This is a genomic window from Cupriavidus sp. MPR-AND1C (assembly GCF_058809705.1).
Window position 1 is genome coordinate 1 of the sequence record NZ_JBXASU010000121.1, and the last position, 18491, is coordinate 18491.

Genomic DNA, 18491 nt, shown 5'->3' on the forward strand with positions numbered 1-18491 from the left:
ACCCCGCCCCAACCCATCCAGCCTCATCAAGCAGCCATCATGAATCAAGCCAACGTCCTCCCCTGCCTGCCCCCTGGCAAGAATCCCGCACTGCGCGTGGTCCCCATGCCCGCGGATGCCAATGTGCATGGCGACGTCTTCGGAGGCTGGATCATGGCCCAGGTGGACATCGCCGGCTCGATCCCGGCGGTGGAACGCGCCCAGGGCCGCGTGGCCACCGTGGCGGTGAATTCCTTCCTGTTCAAGCATCCGGTCTTTGTCGGCGACCTGGTGAGCTTCTACGCCGATATCGAGAAGACGGGCCGCACCTCGATCACCGTATCGGTCGAGGTCTATGCGCAACGCATGCGCCACAGCAACGAGATCGTCAAGGTGACCGAAGCCACCCTGACCTACGTTGCCACCGACGATACACGCCAGCCGCGCGTGCTGCCGAAGGGAAAGGACACGCCGCTGGCCTGAGTGCGCGGCGGCGGTTTCCATGAGCCTTAGCTGAACTGCGAGAAGTCCGGGCGGCGCTTCTCGAAGAACGCCTTGAACGCCTCCTTGGCTTCCGGCGCCTGCAGCATGCGCCGGAACACTTCGCCCTCCTCCGCCATCTTGGCCTGCACGGCCGCCTTTTCGCCGCCCTTCATCAGGCGCTTGGTTTCCCTGAGCGACGAAGCCGGCAACGCAGCTAGCTTGCGCGCCTGCTGGTGCACGAACTCGTTGAGCTCCGCCACCGGCAGCACGCGCGTGGCCAGGCCGATCTGCAGCGCTTCCTGCGCGCTGAAGGCCTCACCCAGCATCAGTTTCTCGGCCGCGCGCTGGTGGCCCAGCAGGCGCGGCAACAGCAAGCTCGATGCCGCCTCCGGGCACAGGCCCAGTTGCACGAACGGCAACGACAGCTTGGCCGTCTCGGAGACATAGACCAGGTCGCAATGCAGCAGCATGGTGGTGCCCACGCCTACCGCCGGGCCGCTCACCGCCGCCACCAGCGGCTTGCTGGCCTGGCTGATCTGCTGCAGGAACTGGAATACAGGCGCCGGCTGGTCACCCTCGCCCGCGGTCGGCGGACGCTGCATGAAGTCTTCCAGGTCATTGCCCGCGGTGAACACTTCCGGCTTGCCGCGGATCACGATGACGCGCACGGCGGGGTCGGCATCGGCCGCGCGCAGCGCATCGGCCATGGCCTGGTACATCGCCGCCGTGATGGCGTTCTTCTTGTCGAGGCGATCGAATTCAAGGGTCAGGATGCCTTGCTCGATGGTGGTCAGGATGCTCATGAAATCGTCTTCTCCTTACTGCTTGGTTGACTTGTCCGCCGTGCCGGAACCCGGTCATTCGAACGCCGGCGGATTCTCGCAAAGATAGCTCATCCCGAACGCCTTTGCGCCGACGTTGAGCGCCACCGTCAGGCTCATCGGCGCCAGCATCAGCTCCACGTCATGCTGCTGCGCGGTGCGCGCGAGCGACTGATAGGCAGGCAACGCTTGAATCGCCCCGGGCGGCCCGGCATAGCTCAGCGCTACCGCCGGACTCAGCAGGCGGCCGCTGCGAATGCACTGCTGCGCATGCGCCATCACGCGGCGCATGCCTTCGTCCGCGCCGCGCGCCTTGGCCACCGGCTCGGTCTGGCCACGATGCATATGCACGACGGGGCGGATATTGAACGCGCTGCCGAGCATGTAGCGGCCCCAGGTGATGCTGTTCTCGCCCTTGTGCCTGGCCCGCGTGTACATGTAGAGCAACTCGTCGGGCACCAGGAACATATGCGCGGCGTCGCGCAGGCGTGTCTCCACGGCCTGCACCACCGTTTGCGCGCTGGCGCCGCCGCCCAGCATGCGTGCCGCCTCGCGCACGATCAGCGCCTGGCCCGGGCCGATCGCGCCGGTGTCGATCACGGTGAGCTCGAACAACCCCGTGCGCCCCGCATCCTTGCGTGCCTTGAAGCTCTTGGCCACGGTGCCAACCACGGCGCCCGAGGCATGCGCATACAGCTTGCTGCGGCTGCTGGCGATGGTGAGCAGCAGCGCGCGGTCGCATGAGGTCACCACATGCTTGAGCAGGTGGTCTTCGATCTCGCGTTCGAGCAAGGGAATGGATTCGGCGTAGTGGTCCTGCTTGCCGACCAGGTATTGCGCGTAGAGCGACGGCAAGGCCGGCTCGTCGCGCACATCGGCCACGAAGCGGTCGCCCGCGCGAATGCGGAACGGCACCGTGCGCACGCCGAGCTCGGCCATCAGTGCGCGCGGCATGTCGCACGCGGCGTCGGCCAGAATGAGTGTCTCCTGCATCTTGTTGCTTCCTCCCTGTCAGGTGAGCCGCATCGGGGCGGCAGCTGTCTCCTTGTTATGGCACCGCTTTCTTCACCTGATAGAGAGTTGGGGGCAGGCAGTACGAACGCGCCTGGCGCCCAGGCTGCCTGCCCCACGGCGCGTTCAGACGCGCTCGAAGATACCCGCGGCGCCCATGCCGGTGCCGACGCACATGGTGACCATGCCGTACTTCAGGTTGTTACGGCGCAAGGCGTGCACCACGGTGGCCGAACGGATCGCGCCGGTGGCGCCCAGCGGGTGGCCCAGCGCAATCGCGCCGCCCATCTGGTTGACCTTGGCCGGGTCCAGCTGCAGGTCGCGCATCACCGCCAGCGACTGCGCGGCAAAGGCTTCGTTCAACTCGATCCAGTCCATCTGGTCCTGCGTGAGGCCGGCTGCCTTGAGCGCCGCGGGAATCGCTTCCTTGGGGCCGATGCCCATGATCTCGGGCGGCACGCCGCGCACCGCGAACGACACGAAGCGCGCCAGCGGTACCAGGTTGAACTGCTTGAGGATCTTTTCCGAAACCAGGATCAGCGCGCCGGCGCCATCCGAAGTCTGCGAGCTGTTGCCGGCGGTGACGCTGCCTTTGTTGGCAAACACCGGGCGCAGCTTGCCCAGGCCTTCGATCGAGGTCTGCGAACGCGGGCCTTCGTCCATCGAGATGGTGCGTGTCTTCACGTCGACCTGGCCGCTGGCCAGGTTGGGGAACCTCTCGACGATCTCGATCGGGGTGATTTCGTCCTTGAAGTCGCCGGCCTGCTGCGCGCGGATCGCCTTCTGGTGCGAAGCAAGCGAGAAAGCATCCTGGACTTCGCGGCTGACCTGCCACTTCTGCGCGACCTTCTCGGCGGTCAGGCCCATGCCGTAGGCGATGCCGATGTTCTCGTCGCGCTCGAAGATCGCCGGCGACATCGATGGCGAATTGCCCATCATCGGCACCATGCTCATCGACTCCACGCCAGCGGCGATCATCACGTCGGACTCGCCCACGCGGATGCGGTCGGCGGCCATGGCCACGGCCGACAGGCCGGAAGCGCAGAAGCGGTTGACGGTGATGCCGCCCACGGTGTTCGGCAGGCCCGACAGCAGCGCGCCGATGCGCGCGACGTTCAGGCCCTGCTGCGCCTCGGGGATGGCGCAGCCAACGATGGCGTCTTCGATCAGCCTGGGATCGAGGTTAGGCACCTGCGCCACGGCCGCGCGCAGGATGGTGGCCAGCAGGTCGTCCGGGCGGGTGTTCTTGAACGCGCCCTTGGGAGCCTTGCCGATGGGCGTGCGGGTCGCGGCAACGATGTATGCGTCTTGCAGTTGTTTCATGATGTCGGTTCCTCGCTTGCCTTAGTTGCGCACCGGCTTGCCGGTCTGCAGCATGCCCATGATGCGTTCCTGGGTCTTGCCCGTGCCGAGCAGGTCGACAAAGGCCTTGCGTTCCAGCGCCAGCAACCATTCCTCGCTGACCAGCGAGCCGGCTTCCACGTCGCCGCCGCACACTGCCTCGGCAATGCGACTGGCAATCAGGAAGTCGTGCGCGGAGATGAAGCCGCCGTCGCGCATATTGGCCAGCGACGCCTTGATGGTGGCAATGCCGCTGCGGCCCGCCACCGGCACCAGCGTGCCCGGTACCGGGGCGCGGTAGCCCGCGTTGGACAGCGCGCGCACTTCGTTCTGCGCCACGTGGAGCAGCTCATGCACGTTGAACACGATGGTGTCCGACGGCTGCAGGTAGCCCATCTTCTGCGCGTCCAGCGCCGAAGCCGAAACCTTCGCCATGGCGGCCGCCTGGAAACGGTTGGTGAGGAACTGCAGGTAGTTGGTGCTGCCAGCGGCTTGTGCCGCGCGTGCAGCCGCCAAGGCCGCTTCCTTCAGTCCGCCGCCCGCCGGCACCAGGCCCACACCCACTTCCACCAGGCCGATATAGGTTTCCAGCGCGGCCACGCGCTTGGCCGAATGCAGCATCAGCTCGCAGCCGCCGCCCAGCGCGATGCCGGACGCCGCCGACACCACCGGCACGGCGGAATACTTCACCCGCATCATGCCGTCCTGGAATTTCTTGACGAAGGGCTCGATGCCCTTGGCGCCGCCCATCATGAAGGCCGGCATCGCGGCTTCCAGGTTGGCGCCCGCGGAGAACGGGCCACCCGGCGCGCCCAGTTGCAGCGACGTCGGCTGCCACACGACCAGGCCCTTGTACTCGGCTTGCGCCAGGTCGATGGCGCGCGTCAGGCCATCGATCACGTCCGGGCCGATGGTGTTCATCTTGCTCTTGAACGAAACCACCAGCACATCGTCCTGGCCCTCGCTCACCCAGATGCGTACCGCATCGTTTTCTTCCACGGTGCGGCCAGCCTTGCGCGGGTCGGCTGCGGCGGTGCCCTTGAGCGCGGCGCGGAACACCTGGCGCGCGTACACCGGCAACGCATTGCGCTGCACGAAGGCTTGCGCGGCGGGCGACCACGAACCCTGCGCGCCATGCACGCCCTGGTTCTCGGCCACCGGGCCTGCGAAGACCCACGCGGGCAGCGCCACGTTGGCCAGGCCCTTGCCGGCTTCGATGTCTTCCTTCACCCACTCGGCCACCTGCTTCCAGCCGGCCGATTGCCAGTCCTCGAAGGGGCCGGAGTTCCAGCCGAAGCCCCAGCGGATCGCCAGGTCGATATCGGCGGCGGAGCCGGCAATCTGCTCCAGGTAGACGCCGATGTAGTGGAACACGTCGCGGAACACCGCCCACAGGAATTGCGCCTGCGGGTTGGTGGATTCGCGCAGCAGCTTGATGCGCTCGGCCGGCTCCTTCTTCAGCATGCGCACCACGATCTCGTCGGCCTTCTTGCCCGAGTCGACGTATTGGCCCGTCTTGGGGTCCAGCACCTTGATGGCCTTGCCTTCCTTCTTGTAGAAGCCGGCGCCGGTCTTCTGGCCCAATGCGCCCGCATCCACCAGCCCCTTGAGCACGGCGGGCGTCTTGTACACCGGCGCAAACGGATCGTCCATCAGGGTGTCCTGCATGGTCTTGATCACGTGGGCCATGGTGTCCAGGCCCACCACGTCGGCGGTGCGGAAGGTGGCGGACTTGGCGCGGCCCAGCTTGGAGCCGGTCAGGTCGTCGACTACGTCGAAGGGGATGCCGTACTTCTCAGCCTCGGCGAACACCGCCAGGATCGAGAAGATGCCGACGCGGTTGGCGATGAAGTTCGGCGTGTCCTTGGCCCGCACCACGCCCTTGCCAAGCGTGGAGGTCAGGAAGGTTTCCAGGCGGTCCAGGATCGCGGGCTGCGTGGTCGCGGTCGGGATCAACTCCACCAGGTGCATGTAGCGCGGCGGGTTGAAGAAGTGCACGCCGCAGAAGCGCGACTTCAGATCCGCGTCGAAACCATCGGACAGCGCAGTGATCGACAGGCCCGAGGTATTGGTGGCGAAGATCGTGTGCGATGCCAGGTGTGGTGCGACCTTCTTGTACAGGTCATGCTTCCAGTCCATGCGCTCGGCGATGGCTTCGATCACCACGTCGCATTCCTTGAGCAGCGCGAGATCGTCTTCGTAGTTGGCGGCCTGGATCAGGCCGGCCTCGTCATTGATGCCCAGCGGTGCCGGCGAGAGCTTCTTCAGGTTCTCGATGGCGCGCAGCGAGATGCCGTTCTTGGGGCCTTCCTTGGCCGGCAGGTCGAACAGCACCACGGGCACGCGGGCGTTGACGAGATGGGCGGCGATCTGCGCCCCCATGACGCCGGCACCCAGCACGGCGACCTTCTTGACGATGAAATTGGACATGCGCGCTCCTAGGAAAGTGAGCGTTGAGATGAGGTGGGCTGGCTGCGCGTGGCGCTGGCGCTGGCGTTGGCGTTGGTGTTGCCGCGGGTGTACTCCCCTCTCCCGCTTGCGGGAGAGGGGAGTACACCATTGGCATCGACACCATCAGAGCCAGTAGCCTGCCCCTGCGCTAAGTCAACCGTATTAATTCAAGACGGCTGATCAGAACAGATCCGCGTCCAGCGCCATCAGCGTGGCCGAACCAGCGCGTGCCATGCGGATCTGCGATGCCGTCTCCGGCAGCAGCCTGGCAAAGTAGAAGCGTGCGGTCGCCAGCTTGGTGGTGTAGAACTTGTCGCCACTGGCTTCCTTCTCCAGCGCGATCTTAGCCATGCGGGCCCAGAAGTACGAGAACACCAGGTGGCCCACCACGCGCACGTAAGGCACGGCGGCAGCGCCGACTTCGTCGGGGTTGCCCATGGCCTTCATGCCGATTTCCATGGTGAGCTTCTGCACCTTGTCGCCCAGGTCTGCCAGCGGGTTGACGAACTCCTGCATGGCTTCGTTGGTGCCTTCTTCCTCGACGAACGCCTGCACGATCTTGCCGAAGGCCTTCATCTTGGCGCCCATGTCGCCCAGGATCTTGCGGCCCAGCAGGTCCAGCGCCTGGATGGTGTTGGTGCCTTCGTAGATCATGTTGATGCGCGCGTCACGCACATACTGCTCCATGCCCCACTCGGCGATGTAGCCGTGGCCGCCGAACACCTGCATGCCTTCGTTGGTGGCGGTGAACGCGTTGTCGGTCAGGAAGGCCTTGATCACGGGCGTGAGCAACGCAACCAGGTCGCCCGCTTCCTTGCGCACGGACTCGTCCGGGTGCGACAGTTCGCGGTCGATCTGCAGCGCGGTCCAGTAGCTGAACGCGCGGCCGCCTTCGGCAAAAGCCTTCTGCGTCAGCAGCATGCGGCGCACGTCCGGGTGCACGATGATCGGGTCGGCCGGCTTGTCCGGTGCCTTGGGACCGGTCAGCGCGCGCATCTGCAGGCGGTCCTTGGCATAGGCCAGCGAGTTCTGGTAAGCCACTTCAGTCAGCCCGAGGCCCTGCATGCCCACGCCCAGGCGGGCAGCGTTCATCATCACGAACATGGCGTTCAGGCCCTTGTTGGGCTCACCCACCAGCCAGCCGCGCGCGCCGTCCAGGTTCATCACGCAGGTGGCGTTGCCGTGGATGCCCATCTTGTGCTCGATCGAGCCGCACTTGATGCCGTTGCGCTCGCCCGGATTGCCGCTCGCATCGGGGACGAACTTGGGCACGACGAACAGCGAGATGCCTTTGGTGCCTTGCGGCGCATCCGGCAGCCGCGCCAGCACCAGGTGGATGATGTTGGCGGAAAGATCGTGCTCGCCGGCCGAGATGAAGATCTTGGTGCCGGTAATGGTGTAGGAGCCATCGGCCTGCGGCTCGGCCTTGCTGCGCAGGATGCCCAGGTCGGTGCCGCAGTGCGGCTCGGTCAGGCACATGGTGCCGGTCCATTCGCCGCTGACCAGCTTGGGCAGGTAGACCTTCTGCAGCTCGGGCGTGCCGTGCGCGTGCAGCGCTTCATACGCGCCGTGCGACAGGCCGGGGTACATGGTCCACGCCTGGTTGGCCGAGTTCAGCATCTCGTACAAGGCATTGTTGACCAGGATAGGCAGGCCCTGGCCACCGTATTCGGGGTCGCAGCCCAGTGCCGGCCAGCCGGCTTCCACGTACTGCTTGTACGCTTCCTTAAAGCCCTTGGGCGCCGTCACCACGCCGTCGCCGACGTAGGTACAGCCTTCGCGGTCGCCGCTCTGGTTGAGCGGGAACACGACCTCGGAGCAGAACTTGCCGGCTTGCTCAAGCACCTGGTTGATGGTGTCCGCGTCAACGTCGGCGTGCTTCGGCAGCGCCTTGAGTTCGGCTTCCACGCCGAGCAATTCATGGAGCACGAACTGCATGTCGCGCAACGGTGCGGTGTACTGGCCCATCAAAGACTCCTTGGAGGTTTGCAAAGCCGCTACGCCGCCCGTGCACGATCCGGCACGGGACGCCGCGGCGGCGTCAGGTACGGTAGGACTGAATCAGTTTATTGAGCGCGACCATGGCAAGCTCGGCACTCGCGGGCAAGCGCAGGAAGCGGGCGTCATGATGCAAGCCTAGTTCAAGGCTGTACATTTCGAACAGCATCAGGCGCGGATCGCAATCCGCACGCAGGTGCCCCTCTTCCCGTGCCTGGTCGATGGCGCGCGTCAGCGCGGCGCGCCAGATGGTGACGCTCTTGACGAGTTCGTCACGCACCGGGCTTTCCGCGCGGTCGTCGTACTCCACCGCCCCGCTGATGTAGATGCATCCCGTGGTCACTTCCTGGATGCGCTTTTCCATCCAGCGGCGCACCATGGACTGCAGGCGCGGCAGCCCGCGCGGCTCGTGCAGCGAGGGATAGAAAACCTCCTGCTCGAACCGGCGGTGATACTCGCGCACCACTTCCACCTGCAAGTCCTCGCGCGAACCGAAGTGCGCGAACACGCCGCTTTTGCTCATCTGCATGCGTTCCGCGAGCAGCCCGATGGTCAAGCCTTCGAGCCCGTCGCGGGACGACAATTCCAGCGCGGCATCCAGAATGGCCACGCGCGTCATTTCCCCCTTGCGCATGGGCGCGGGGGACGCGGAAGTAGCAGATTCGAGACGAGCTGACTGGTGTCGCATGATTTTTTCTCCGTTCTTCGCGGCGCGATACGGATCGCGCCGCGTATGACCCTGACGTAATGCATTTTTTTCGCTGCCCGGCTGGCTGCTTCACCGCCTGGCAGACCCGAATGCACGCAGTCTAAGGCAAAAAAGAACGACCGTTCAGATTATTGTGATCGCGCCCGCTGGCAGCAAGCTTTTAATTAGATCGGGGTTTCTAAACGCAGCGGCCGCGCTCCCGCGCCGCAACATGCCGCGACGCAGCGGGATAACGATCATTGCCGCCGCGAGTGATGCATAGCAGCATCACCCCACCCCGGCATTGTCCCGCGATCAGTAGCGCCCTGTCACGCCGGCGATGATCACGCCGACACGCAGCACCATATAGGCGGCCCAGTTCGCCATCCGGCGCACCGCCGAACGGCGCGCATGCGTGGCGGCCTTGACCTCGATGCTGCGCGAGGCAATGGCGTGCTCCAGCTCCTGGCGCAGCTCGGCGCAAAACGCACCGTCATAGACCGCGACGTTGGCCTCGCGGGCCAGCAGCAGGCTGAACGGGTCCATGTTGCTGGAGCCCACCGTGGCCCAGGCATCGTCGACCACGGCCACCTTGGCGTGCAGGAAACTATCGGCGTATTCGTAGATTTCCACGCCGGCGCCGAGCAAGGTCGCATAAAGCGAATGGGTTGCATAGTGCTGCAAACGGTACTCGACCCTACCCTGGAGCAACAGCCGCACGCGCACGCCGCGCTTGCGGCACGCCAGCAGCGCACGGCGCATCTTGTGCCCAGGCAGGAAGTAGGCGTTGGCAATGATCACTTCCCGGCGCGCGCCGCCCAACGCCTGCAGGTACTCGCGTTCGATGGCGCGCCGGTTGCGCAGGTTGTCGCGCAGCAGCAGCACCGCGCGCATGCCGCCGGCCTGGTCCTGGCGCGGCAGCGGCAGGTCGGTGATCAGCGGAAACTCCGCCGCCACCCCCGCCAGGCCCACGCTGCGCATTTCGCCGCGCAGCGATAGCTGCCACCACAGGCGCTCGGCGGTCAGCGCGATCTGGTTGACCAGCGGCCCCCGCACCTCCACCGCGAAGTCGTAGCGGGGGCCGAGCCCGGCGCTCTCGAAGGGCCCATGGTTGTTGTCGTCAATGATGTTGATGCCGCCAACAAAGCCGATCTGCTGGTCGATCACGGCCAGCTTGCGGTGCAGCCGGCGCAGGTTGCGCCGCGCCAGGCTGAAGCGGCGCAGCGGGCGGAATATCTTGAGGCACACACCGCCCTCGCGCAGGCGCTCGGCAAGCCCGGCCGGCATGTCGCCGGCGCCGAAACCGTCCACCACCAGGTGCACGGCCACGCCCCGCCCGGCGGCACGGATCAGCGCATCGCTTACCGCCGCGCCGACCGCATCATCGGCGTAAATGTAGGTCTCGAGCGACACCGAGAATGCAGCCTGGTCGATCGCGGCAACCAAGGCCGGGAAGAACGCATTGCCGCCGCGCAGCAAACGGACCGCGTTGCCGCCCAGAGGCCTGCCGCGGCGCCATTCGGAGCGCAGTGGGCCGGCATGCCGTGGCGCGCTTGCGCGGGCATCGTCGCGGCTCGCGGTGAGCCCGGGAGGCGGCGCGCGGGGCGGGCGTGGGGGCGGAATCGATGACATGAGCCACATTATCAGGCACGCCGATGTCCTGTGCGTGCGCCAGGCGACGCGCGCGGCGCACACAGCGTGTGGGGCCATGCGCGCCGCGGCGGCCTTTCTCTGCTATCGTCGCCGCTTCATCCCCTCGCAAGCCCCGACATCGTGAAGGTTTTCGGCATCTCCGGTGCGTCCGGCAGCGGCAAGACCACGTTGCTGGATCAAGTGATCCCACGCTTCGCCGCCGCCGGCCTGCGCGTGGCCGGCGTCAAGCACACCCACCATGGCTTTGACCCGGACACCCCGGGCAAGGACTCTTGGCGCATGCGCCAGGCCGGCTGCGCCAATGTCGTGCTGGTGGGCGCGCGGCACCTCACGCTGATGCGCCACTATCCCGAAGCCGAGGCCTCGCCTGAGCTGGCAGATGCGCTGGCCGTGCTGCCCGCCGACACGGACCTGGTGCTGGTGGAGGGTTACAAGCGCAGCGATTTCCCCAAGCTGGAAGTGTTCCGCCCAGACCTGGGCAGGCCGCCGCTATGGCCGGAAGTGCCGAGCATCATGGCCGTCGCCAGCGACCAGCCGCAGGCGGTGGCCGCGCTTACCGCCTTGCCCGTGCTGGACCTGGCGGACCTTGACGCGATCTGCCAGGTCATCCGCGACAGCGCGCTCGAACTCACGCCCGCGCTGGCCGCCGCCCTGGCGCAGCCTCACCAGACCCGATAGACATGCCCGCTGCGCGGCCCTTCCACGCTGCGCTGGAAGGCCAGCGCGACGCGCGCCGCCGGCACCGGCTCAAAGCCGGGGAAGAAATCGCCATACGCGGGCCATGACTCCTGCACTACCGTCGGGCTGACCACATTGATGCGCAGGCCGCGCTCCAGTTCGGGCGCCGCGCTACGCACGAACCCCTCCAGCGCCGCATTGACGCTGCCGGCATTGGCACCCATGCGGATCGGCTCGCTGCCGACAATGCCGCTGGTGAGCGTGATCGAGCCGCCATCGTTCAGGAAATGCTGGCCAACCAGCGCCAGCCGCACCTGCCCGAGCAACTTGTCCTGCAGCCCGATTTCGAAGTCCTCGGCCCGCATCTGCGCGAGCGGCCCGAAAAACAGGCTTCCGGTCGTGGCGACGATCGCGTCCACCCGGCCGGTCGCGTCAAACAAGGCCTGCACGGATTCCGGCCGGGTCAGGTCGACCCGATGATCGCCGCGCGACTTGCCGACCCGCACCACGTCGTGGCGAGCCGACAGGTTCTCTGCTACCGCCTGGCCGAGCGTTCCGCTGGCTCCGATCACAACAATCTTCATCGCATTCCCCATGGTTCTGGTTGTTTAGGAAGACGGCATTCCTTCTACCGCCATCAGGAATGCATTGTGAAAGTGGATCAAGGAGGGATAAATGGGCTAGGATTTTGCATATCCCTAATTTTTAATTAGCAATCCATGGACAAGCTGCGCAGCATGGAAGTGTTTGCCGCCGCTGCCGATGCCGGCAGCTTCAGCGCCTGCGCCGATGCGCTTGGCCTGTCGGCGGTGATGGTAGGCAAGCATGTCGGCCAACTGGAGCGGCATCTTGGCGTGCGCCTGCTGCAACGCAGCACGCGCCGCCAGAGCCTGACCGAAGCCGGCCACCTGTTCCTGGAGGAATGCCGGCAGATCCTGGAGCGCGTGCGCAAAGCGGAAACCGTGGCCGAGCGTCTGCACAGCCAGCCGCGCGGCCGCCTGCGCGTGAGCGCACCAGTGACGTTGGGGGAGACGGCGGTAGCCGAAGCGGTATCGGCCTACCTGCTGCGCTACCCGGAAGTCACGGTGGAACTGGTGCTCGACGACGCGTTCACCGACCTGATTGCCGATGGTTTCGACGCTGCCGTGCGCATCGGCGCGCTGGCCAGCTCCGACCATCTGGTGGCGCGGCCGTTGCGGCCGTATCGCATGGCGATCTGCGCGGCGCCGGCCTACCTCGCGCAAGCGGGCCATCCGCGCACGCTGGCAGAGCTGGCCGGGCACCGCTGCTTGAATCATCTGTTGTGGCCGCAAGGCATGGGGTGGCCGGCCCCCGAGGATGGTGCTGCGGTGCCCAAGTCATCGGCGCCGCTCGCGGCCAACAACGGCCAGGCGCTGCGGCGCGCGGCACTGGCTGGCTGTGGGGTGGTGATGCAGCCGGAAGTGCTGCTGGCGGCAGACATAGCCGCCGGGCTGCTGGTCCCGCTGCTGGAAGACGCCATGCCCGTACCAAGGCCGGTCCACCTGCTTTATCCGCGCGACCCGCGGCCACTGCCCAAGCAGGCCTGCTTTGTTGACGTCATGCTGGAAAAAATGGGGGCCTGAGGACAGCCCTGAGGATAGCCCTCAGGGAGTCGTGCCCGCCTTGGCCTTGTGGACAACCGGCCGCTCCGGCACGGCAATGCGTGCAAGCTCCGCCATCAATGGCACGTGGTCCGAGCGCTGGGCCCAGTCGCGGCCGGTCAGCGCGCTGGCGTGCTCGATCTCGAAGCCGCGCACATAGATGCGGTCGAGTTGCCACCAGGGCATGTGGCTGGGAAAGGTGTGCAGCCGCGCGCCACCCGCGGAGGACACTTCCATCGCCCCGAGGGTGTTGCAGATCAGGTTGTCGAGCCGGTGGTTCCAGTCATTGAAATCCCCGGCGATCACCAGCGGCGCCTCGGCAGGCACCACATCCTGCACCCGCTTGACGAGCGCCTCCGCCTGGCGCGCGCGGCTGCGCGCGAACAAGCCGAAATGCACGCAGATCAGATGGGCCTCGACCCCGTTCATATCCGCCACCGCGTGCAGCAGGCCGCGCTGCTCGAAGCGATGGTCGGAGATGTCGAGGTTTTCCGACATCAGGATTGGATGGCGCGACAGGATGGCGTTGCCGTGGTGCCCGTGGTCATACACCGCATTGCGGCCGTAGACCGAATGCGGATACGCGTCGGTCGCCAGATAGTTGAGCTGGGTGTAATCCGGGTCGAACAAGGCCGCCGCCACCAGGCGGTCATTGCGATCCTGCACTTCCTGCAGGAAGACGATGTCGGCATTCACCACGTGCAGGCCATCACGCACGTTATGGATACGCGACTTGCCCTTGATGCCGGTCACGCCCTTGTGAATGTTGTAGGTGACGACGCGCAGCCTCATAGGTCCGCTCCGCAGGCCGCACGCTGCCCCCGCACCCGCCAGCCCAACTGCAGCACGGCCTCGGCATTGCTGCTCGAGAAGCACAGCGCTGCGGCCTCCCGCCACGGTAGCCACTGATACTGCAAGTGCTCGCGCGGCGCCAGCGTCACCGGCAGCGGCTGCGCGACACGCAGGCCAAACCAGTGCTCGGTGTTGCGCGTCACGCCCGGTGCGTAGCGGTGGCGCCACTGCGGGTAGATTTCGTACTCGATGGTGTGGTTCCAGTCGTCCAGCTGGTGCTCGGCGGCGATCAGGCCGGTTTCCTCGGCCACCTCGCGCGCGGCCGTCAGCGCCAGCGGCTCGTCGGGCGTGTCCAGGCTGCCGGTAACCGACTGCCAGTAGCCCGGCCGGTCGGCGCGCTCGATCAACAGCACTTGCAAGTCTGGCGTGTGGATCACAACCAGGACGGATTCAGGGATTTTGTAGGACATGGGGATAGGACAAACGGCGTCCCCAAGCTTACCGCAGATGCGCCCGGGCACCATGGGAAACATGACGGACATGGCGGAGATGGCGGAGATGGCGGACTCGCTGCCCACGCCCATTCATGCGGCATGGACGCTGGACTGCGCCGGCGTCTCGCGCAACCAGGTCTCGAATACGCCAGGCGAGTCGCCGTGGCCCCACGCGGCGCGCAGTTGCTGCATCAACGGGGTCAGCGCGCGCGTGTACTCGCGCGACGCCACTTGCGCATGCACGGCCAGGCGGTCCGCGCATTGCTGCACCTGCGCCTGCAACTGCGCGCGCTCGTGCGTGATCTCCTTCTCTCGCACGCCCAGCGTGTTGTACTTCTGGATCAGGAAGCGCTGGTAGTCTCCGGCCTCGACACCTTGGGCGGCCTGCGCATTGACCTGCTCGAAGCGCATCACGATGCTGCCGGTCTCCTGCTCGATATGCGTGGCCTCCGCGGCCAGCGCCTGCAAGCCATCCTGCAGCCGCAGCGCTTCGCGACGCTCGTCGCGCAGTTGCGCGACGTACGCATCGAAGCTGCGCTGGGCCGTCAGGTAAGCCTGCACCACCGGCTGCGGCGCCACCACCAGCAACGGATCCGCACCGCCCGTGCGGCTGCCCTGCAACAAGGCGTCGTCGGCCAGCCTCAGGTTACCGAGGTCCTCCAGCCAGCGCCCACGCGCCATGACCGTGCCCACCGTATCCAGCGCCACCCGGCGCAGGGCTTCAGCGCGCTGCATCTCCACCGGTTCCGGCATGGGCACGCCCCCGCCGCCGGATATCGCAGCATGCGCGATATCCGGCACACAAGCGGCCACCGTGGTCGCCACGGACTCCGACATGGCCACCGCCGAGCGGCGCACCGCGCGCCGCAGCTCGAAGCGCGCCAGCAGCATCATCACCAGCCCGGCCGCCAGCCAGGTGAGGATGGTCTCGGCATGGGCCAGTAAAAACTGGCGAATCAGTTCTACATCCAGGTGCACGGCAAATTCCTCCCGCGCGGCCGTCATGCCTTCGAATTGGGCTTGCGGCTCAGCGCTATAAAGGGAGAAGACTGGACGGAAAAGGCTTCGTTCCGCGATGTAACAATTGGAAACCAGGGATTGGTGCCGGCTGTGGGTGCCGGCTGTGGCCCGTGGCGCATCAGAGACCGCGCCGCCGGACTTGAGCGGATCTCCCGCGCTTCACGCATGCGCCGCCTTCATGTCGGCAATGAAGGCGTCCAGAAGATCGTTACGGTGCGGCTTGCGGCGCACCGCCATGTCGAACGGTACGTCATAGCGCATCGCGTCCGGCGCGAGCGGGGCCAGCTGTCCCTGCTGCACGTACGGCGCCGCGAAATGCGCGGGCAAGTACCCAAGGTGGCGGCCGGACAGCACCAGCATCGCCACCGCTTCCATATTGTCCGCCACTGCCGTCACCAGCCGGTCTGTCGGCGAACCCGCCGCCTCCGGCAGCGGATAGCTGCGCCAGGCCCACGCATGGCCAAGCGCGACCGTCGGGTCGACACGCGCGGCCGTCTCGAAGAGCGGATGGCTGCGTCCGGCATAGGCGAGCTGCGTCTCGTGAAAGATTGTCGTGTAGTCCAGCGCCGGCACACGGTGCCAGAAGTAGCCGATGCCCATGTGGATCTTGCCGTCCAGCAGCATCCCTTCCAGCTCTCCCGGCGAACGCACCAACACGGAGAAATGCACGGATTCGTCCCGTTGGCGGAAGCGCTCGATGGCCTGGCTGATTCGTGCATTGGCGCTCACCGGCGTATGCCCGATCAAGCCCAGGCTGAGCGTGCCCACCAACGTGCGGCCCACCTTGCGCGCTTCCGCGCCAAAGACATCCAGCGCCGTCAGCAGCTTGCGCCCGGACTCGACAAATTGCCGGCCCCGCGGGGTCAGCCGGAAACCGCTGCGCCCCCGCTCGCACAGCCGGTAGCCCAAGCGCGTTTCCAGCGTCGAAAGCTGCGTGCTGATGGTGGACTGGCTGACGTTGAGCGTCGCCTGCGCAGGCGTGATGCCATTGGCATCCACCACCGCCAGGAAAACGCGAATCAGGCGCAGGTCAAGATCGGAAGGTTGTCCCAGCATGGTCGATACATCGAGCCGAATCAATGTTTGGTTCAGAGATTTCGCATTCTACGCGTCGGAGCAATCGGAAAGAATGCAGCTTTCCCCACCAGATTGTGTCGCTGAGCGCGGCACGATGAATCGATCACCATGCATGTAAATACGCCACGCCACCCGGCCGATGAGGCCGGACTCTTCCAGCCGATGTCCGGCAACGCCATGCCGCGCTTCGGCGGCATCGCCACCATGATGCGGCTGCCCGCCGCCGCGAGCACCGCCGGGCTGGATGCCTGCTTCGTCGGCGTGCCATTCGACCTGGGCACCTCCAACCGTAACGGCGCGCGCCTGGGACCCCGCCAGATCCGGGCCGAATCCGTGCTGCTGCGCCCCTACAACATGGCCACGCGCGCCGCCCCCTTCGATTCGCTGCGCGTGGCCGACATCGGCGACGTGGCGACCAATCCGTACAACCTGCATGACGCCATCGCGCGCATCGAGGCGGCTTACCGCGACATCATCGCCACGGGTTGCCGCCCGATCGGGCTGGGCGGCGACCACACGGTCACGCTGCCGATCCTGCGCGCCATGCACGCCAGGCATGGCCGCCTCGGACTGATCCATGTCGACGCGCATGCCGACGTGAACGACACCATGTTCGGCGAGAAGATCGCGCACGGCACGCCGTTCCGTCGCGCCGTGGAGGAGGGGCTGCTCGATTGCGGCCGTGTGGTGCAGATCGGCCTGCGCGGCACCGGCTATGCCGCCGAGGATTTCGACTGGTGCCGCCAGCAGGGCTTTCGCGTGATCACGGCCGAAGCATGCTGGTACCGGTCGCTGGCACCGCTGATGGAGGAAATCGGCATGCGCCTGCAGGGTGGCCCGGTCTACATCAGTTTCGACATCGATGGCATCGACCCGGCCTACGCGCCTGGCACCGGCACGCCGGAGATCGGCGGGCTGACGGTGCCACAGGCGCTGGAGATCATACGTGGCGCGCGGGGGCTGGATATCGTCGGCGCTGACCTCGTCGAGGTATCGCCGCCGTACGACCCGTTCGGCACCACGGCGCTGCTCGGGGCCAATCTGGCGTTCGAACTACTGTGCGTGCTGCCCGGCGTCGTGTACCGCGGCGCCTGAATCCCTCCCCGGACAATCATCAGGAGACCCACCATGCAGACTACCCAGCCTGCTCCCCAGCCACGCCGCGCGGCCCTGGCATCCTTTGTCGGCACCACCATCGAGTGGTATGACTTCTACAGCTACGCCACCGCCGCGGCGCTAGTGTTCGGGCCGCTGTTCTTCCCCGGGGAGAGTCGCCTGCTGAGCCTGCTGGCCTCGTTCGGCTCGTTCGCCATCGGCTTTCTGGCGCGGCCCATTGGCGGCGTGCTGTTCGGCCGCATCGGCGATCGCCTTGGGCGCAAGCGCGCGCTCATGGGCACGCTGTCCTTGATGGCCATCGCCACGGTGCTGATCGGCTGCCTGCCTACGTATGCGCAGGCCGGATGGATCGCGCCCGTGGCGCTGGTGGCGCTGCGCGTGCTGCAGGGCATCGCGGTCGGCGGCGAATGGGGCGGTGCGGTGTTGCTGGCAGGCGAGCACGCGCCAGCCAGCCGGCGTACCTTCTTCGCCTCGTTCGCGCAGCTGGGCAGCGCAGGCGGGCTGATCCTGTCGATGCTGGCCTTCAGCGCCGTGGGCCGGCTCGATCACGACGCCCTCATGCAATGGGGCTGGCGCCTGCCCTTCCTGGCCAGCGCGGTGCTGCTGGCGGTCGGCTTCGTGGTCCGGCGGTCGGTCAATGAATCGCCCGAATTCGAGGCCATGCGGGCCGCCGGCGACGTGGCCGGCCGGCCACTGGCCGAAGCACTACGCGCGTGGCCGCTGATCGTGCTGGCGATCGGCGCCAACGTGTACGGCATCGCCGGCGTGTACTTCAGCAACATCTTCATGATCTCGTATGCGACGCAGTACCTGGCGCTGGACCGGGCAATGATCCTCGACTGCATGTTCTGGGTGGCGGTACTGCAGTTCTTCGTGCAACTGGGCGCGGCGCATCTGGCGGACCGCTTCGGCACCTGGCGCGTGCTCGCCATCGTCGCCGCTTGCGCCATCGTGGTGCCGTTCGCCATGCTGCCCCTGGTGCGCATGGGGCAGCCGCACACGGTATTCCTGGGCATCGCCATCGCCACGCTATGCGAATCGGGCTACTACGCCGTCATTGCCGGCTTTGTCACCGGCATGTTCGCCGCGCGCATCCGCTACACCGCCATCTCGCTGTCGTACCAGGTGTGCGGCGCCTTCGCCGGCGGCCTGACACCGCTGCTGGCAACGCTGCTGGCGGACAGGTTCTTCCCGCAGTGGTGGCCGATGGCGGTGTTCTATGCGGGATCTGCGATGCTATCGCTGGTGTGCGTGGTGTGGGTGGGGC

General features: G+C 66.5%; 17 protein-coding genes. 5 read left to right on the plus strand and 12 right to left on the minus strand.

The annotated features are described in order from the left end of the window. Positions 1–39: 39 nt before the first annotated feature. Positions 40–462 carry an acyl-CoA thioesterase gene (locus AC1RWI_RS34705; protein ID WP_043343628.1) on the plus strand — a complete coding sequence of 141 codons (423 nt, stop codon included), beginning with the start codon at positions 40–42 and terminating at the stop codon, positions 460–462. Positions 463–488: 26 nt separating this feature from the next. Here AC1RWI_RS34705 and AC1RWI_RS34710 read toward each other — a convergent pair whose 3' ends face one another. The 7 genes from AC1RWI_RS34710 to clsB form a co-directional block, all read right to left on the minus strand. Further along, a complete protein-coding gene (locus AC1RWI_RS34710; protein WP_043343625.1) occupies positions 489–1265 on the minus strand; it encodes an enoyl-CoA hydratase in 777 nt (258 codons plus the stop codon). 54 nt (positions 1266–1319) lie between these two features. After that, positions 1320–2276, minus strand: coding sequence for a DegV family protein (locus AC1RWI_RS34715; protein WP_043343623.1), 957 nt, complete (start codon positions 2274–2276; stop codon positions 1320–1322). A 144-nt stretch (positions 2277–2420) separates the two neighbouring features. Continuing rightward, positions 2421–3620, minus strand: a complete 1200-nt coding sequence (locus AC1RWI_RS34720; protein ID WP_492870581.1) for an acetyl-CoA C-acyltransferase — start codon at positions 3618–3620, stop codon at positions 2421–2423. Between the two features lie 18 nt (positions 3621–3638). Further along, positions 3639–6065, minus strand: coding sequence for a 3-hydroxyacyl-CoA dehydrogenase/enoyl-CoA hydratase family protein (locus AC1RWI_RS34725; protein WP_492870575.1), 2427 nt, complete (start codon positions 6063–6065; stop codon positions 3639–3641). 201 nt (positions 6066–6266) lie between these two features. Beyond that, positions 6267–8054, minus strand: coding sequence for an acyl-CoA dehydrogenase C-terminal domain-containing protein (locus AC1RWI_RS34730; protein ID WP_492870576.1), 1788 nt, complete (start codon positions 8052–8054; stop codon positions 6267–6269). Positions 8055–8127: 73 nt separating this feature from the next. Next, entirely contained in the window at positions 8128–8718 is a 591-nt protein-coding gene (locus AC1RWI_RS34735) for a TetR/AcrR family transcriptional regulator (RefSeq protein WP_043343612.1), read from the minus strand. Positions 8719–9087: 369 nt separating this feature from the next. After that, entirely contained in the window at positions 9088–10404 is a 1317-nt protein-coding gene (gene clsB, locus AC1RWI_RS34740) for a cardiolipin synthase ClsB (RefSeq protein ID WP_492870577.1), read from the minus strand. Positions 10405–10545: 141 nt separating this feature from the next. On the opposite strand from clsB, the gene mobB reads away from it, so the two are divergent. Beyond that, positions 10546–11103 carry a molybdopterin-guanine dinucleotide biosynthesis protein B gene (gene mobB / locus AC1RWI_RS34745; protein ID WP_043351233.1) on the plus strand — a complete coding sequence of 186 codons (558 nt, stop codon included), beginning with the start codon at positions 10546–10548 and terminating at the stop codon, positions 11101–11103. Here mobB and AC1RWI_RS34750 read toward each other — a convergent pair. Further along, entirely contained in the window at positions 11088–11687 is a 600-nt protein-coding gene (locus AC1RWI_RS34750) for a short chain dehydrogenase (RefSeq protein WP_492870578.1), read from the minus strand. The genes mobB and AC1RWI_RS34750 overlap by 16 nt on opposite strands. A 135-nt stretch (positions 11688–11822) precedes the next feature. On the opposite strand from AC1RWI_RS34750, the gene AC1RWI_RS34755 reads away from it, so the two are divergent. Then, complete coding sequence (locus AC1RWI_RS34755; RefSeq protein WP_492870579.1) at positions 11823–12707, plus strand: LysR family transcriptional regulator; 885 nt, start codon at positions 11823–11825, stop codon at positions 12705–12707. A 21-nt stretch (positions 12708–12728) separates the two neighbouring features. Here AC1RWI_RS34755 and AC1RWI_RS34760 read toward each other — a convergent pair whose 3' ends face one another. The 4 genes from AC1RWI_RS34760 to AC1RWI_RS34775 all read right to left on the minus strand — a co-directional run bounded on the left by AC1RWI_RS34760 (position 12729) and on the right by AC1RWI_RS34775 (position 16087). Beyond that, entirely contained in the window at positions 12729–13517 is a 789-nt protein-coding gene (locus AC1RWI_RS34760) for an endonuclease/exonuclease/phosphatase family protein (RefSeq protein ID WP_492870580.1), read from the minus strand. Further along, positions 13514–13987, minus strand: a complete 474-nt coding sequence (nudB, locus tag AC1RWI_RS34765; protein WP_043351230.1) for a dihydroneopterin triphosphate diphosphatase — start codon at positions 13985–13987, stop codon at positions 13514–13516. The genes AC1RWI_RS34760 and nudB overlap by 4 nt, the downstream gene beginning before the upstream one ends. A gap of 114 nt (positions 13988–14101) precedes the next feature. Continuing rightward, positions 14102–14989 carry a hypothetical protein gene (locus tag AC1RWI_RS34770; RefSeq protein ID WP_043351229.1) on the minus strand — a complete coding sequence of 296 codons (888 nt, stop codon included), beginning with the start codon at positions 14987–14989 and terminating at the stop codon, positions 14102–14104. A 201-nt stretch (positions 14990–15190) separates the two neighbouring features. After that, complete coding sequence (locus tag AC1RWI_RS34775; protein ID WP_043343601.1) at positions 15191–16087, minus strand: LysR family transcriptional regulator; 897 nt, start codon at positions 16085–16087, stop codon at positions 15191–15193. Between the two features lie 129 nt (positions 16088–16216). Here AC1RWI_RS34775 and speB point away from each other — a divergent pair, with 129 nt between their 5' ends. Together speB and AC1RWI_RS34785 are read left to right on the plus strand one after the other, a co-directional pair. Then, a complete protein-coding gene (gene speB / locus AC1RWI_RS34780; RefSeq protein ID WP_043343597.1) occupies positions 16217–17203 on the plus strand; it encodes an agmatinase in 987 nt (328 codons plus the stop codon). Between the two features lie 33 nt (positions 17204–17236). After that, positions 17237–18491 (plus strand): MFS transporter (locus tag AC1RWI_RS34785; protein WP_492368697.1); only part of this gene is annotated, 1255 nt, incomplete at its 3' end.

What these genes read in the sequence shown, in the direction of transcription:
- AC1RWI_RS34750 (WP_492870578.1), bottom strand. Translation starts at nt 11,687, where the DNA reads ATGAAGATTGTTGTGATCGGAGCCAGCGGAACGCTCGGCCAGGCGGTA.
- AC1RWI_RS34710 (WP_043343625.1), bottom strand. Translation starts at nt 1,265, where the DNA reads ATGAGCATCCTGACCACCATCGAGCAAGGCATCCTGACCCTTGAATTC.
- AC1RWI_RS34730 (WP_492870576.1), bottom strand. Translation starts at nt 8,054, where the DNA reads ATGGGCCAGTACACCGCACCGTTGCGCGACATGCAGTTCGTGCTCCAT.
- clsB (WP_492870577.1), bottom strand. Translation starts at nt 10,404, where the DNA reads ATGTCATCGATTCCGCCCCCACGCCCGCCCCGCGCGCCGCCTCCCGGG.
- AC1RWI_RS34760 (WP_492870580.1), bottom strand. Translation starts at nt 13,517, where the DNA reads ATGAGGCTGCGCGTCGTCACCTACAACATTCACAAGGGCGTGACCGGC.
- AC1RWI_RS34725 (WP_492870575.1), bottom strand. Translation starts at nt 6,065, where the DNA reads ATGTCCAATTTCATCGTCAAGAAGGTCGCCGTGCTGGGTGCCGGCGTC.
- AC1RWI_RS34755 (WP_492870579.1), top strand. Translation starts at nt 11,823, where the DNA reads ATGGACAAGCTGCGCAGCATGGAAGTGTTTGCCGCCGCTGCCGATGCC.
- AC1RWI_RS34735 (WP_043343612.1), bottom strand. Translation starts at nt 8,718, where the DNA reads ATGCGCAAGGGGGAAATGACGCGCGTGGCCATTCTGGATGCCGCGCTG.
- AC1RWI_RS34705 (WP_043343628.1), top strand. Translation starts at nt 40, where the DNA reads ATGAATCAAGCCAACGTCCTCCCCTGCCTGCCCCCTGGCAAGAATCCC.
- nudB (WP_043351230.1), bottom strand. Translation starts at nt 13,987, where the DNA reads ATGTCCTACAAAATCCCTGAATCCGTCCTGGTTGTGATCCACACGCCA.
- AC1RWI_RS34715 (WP_043343623.1), bottom strand. Translation starts at nt 2,276, where the DNA reads ATGCAGGAGACACTCATTCTGGCCGACGCCGCGTGCGACATGCCGCGC.
- AC1RWI_RS34775 (WP_043343601.1), bottom strand. Translation starts at nt 16,087, where the DNA reads ATGCTGGGACAACCTTCCGATCTTGACCTGCGCCTGATTCGCGTTTTC.
- speB (WP_043343597.1), top strand. Translation starts at nt 16,217, where the DNA reads ATGCATGTAAATACGCCACGCCACCCGGCCGATGAGGCCGGACTCTTC.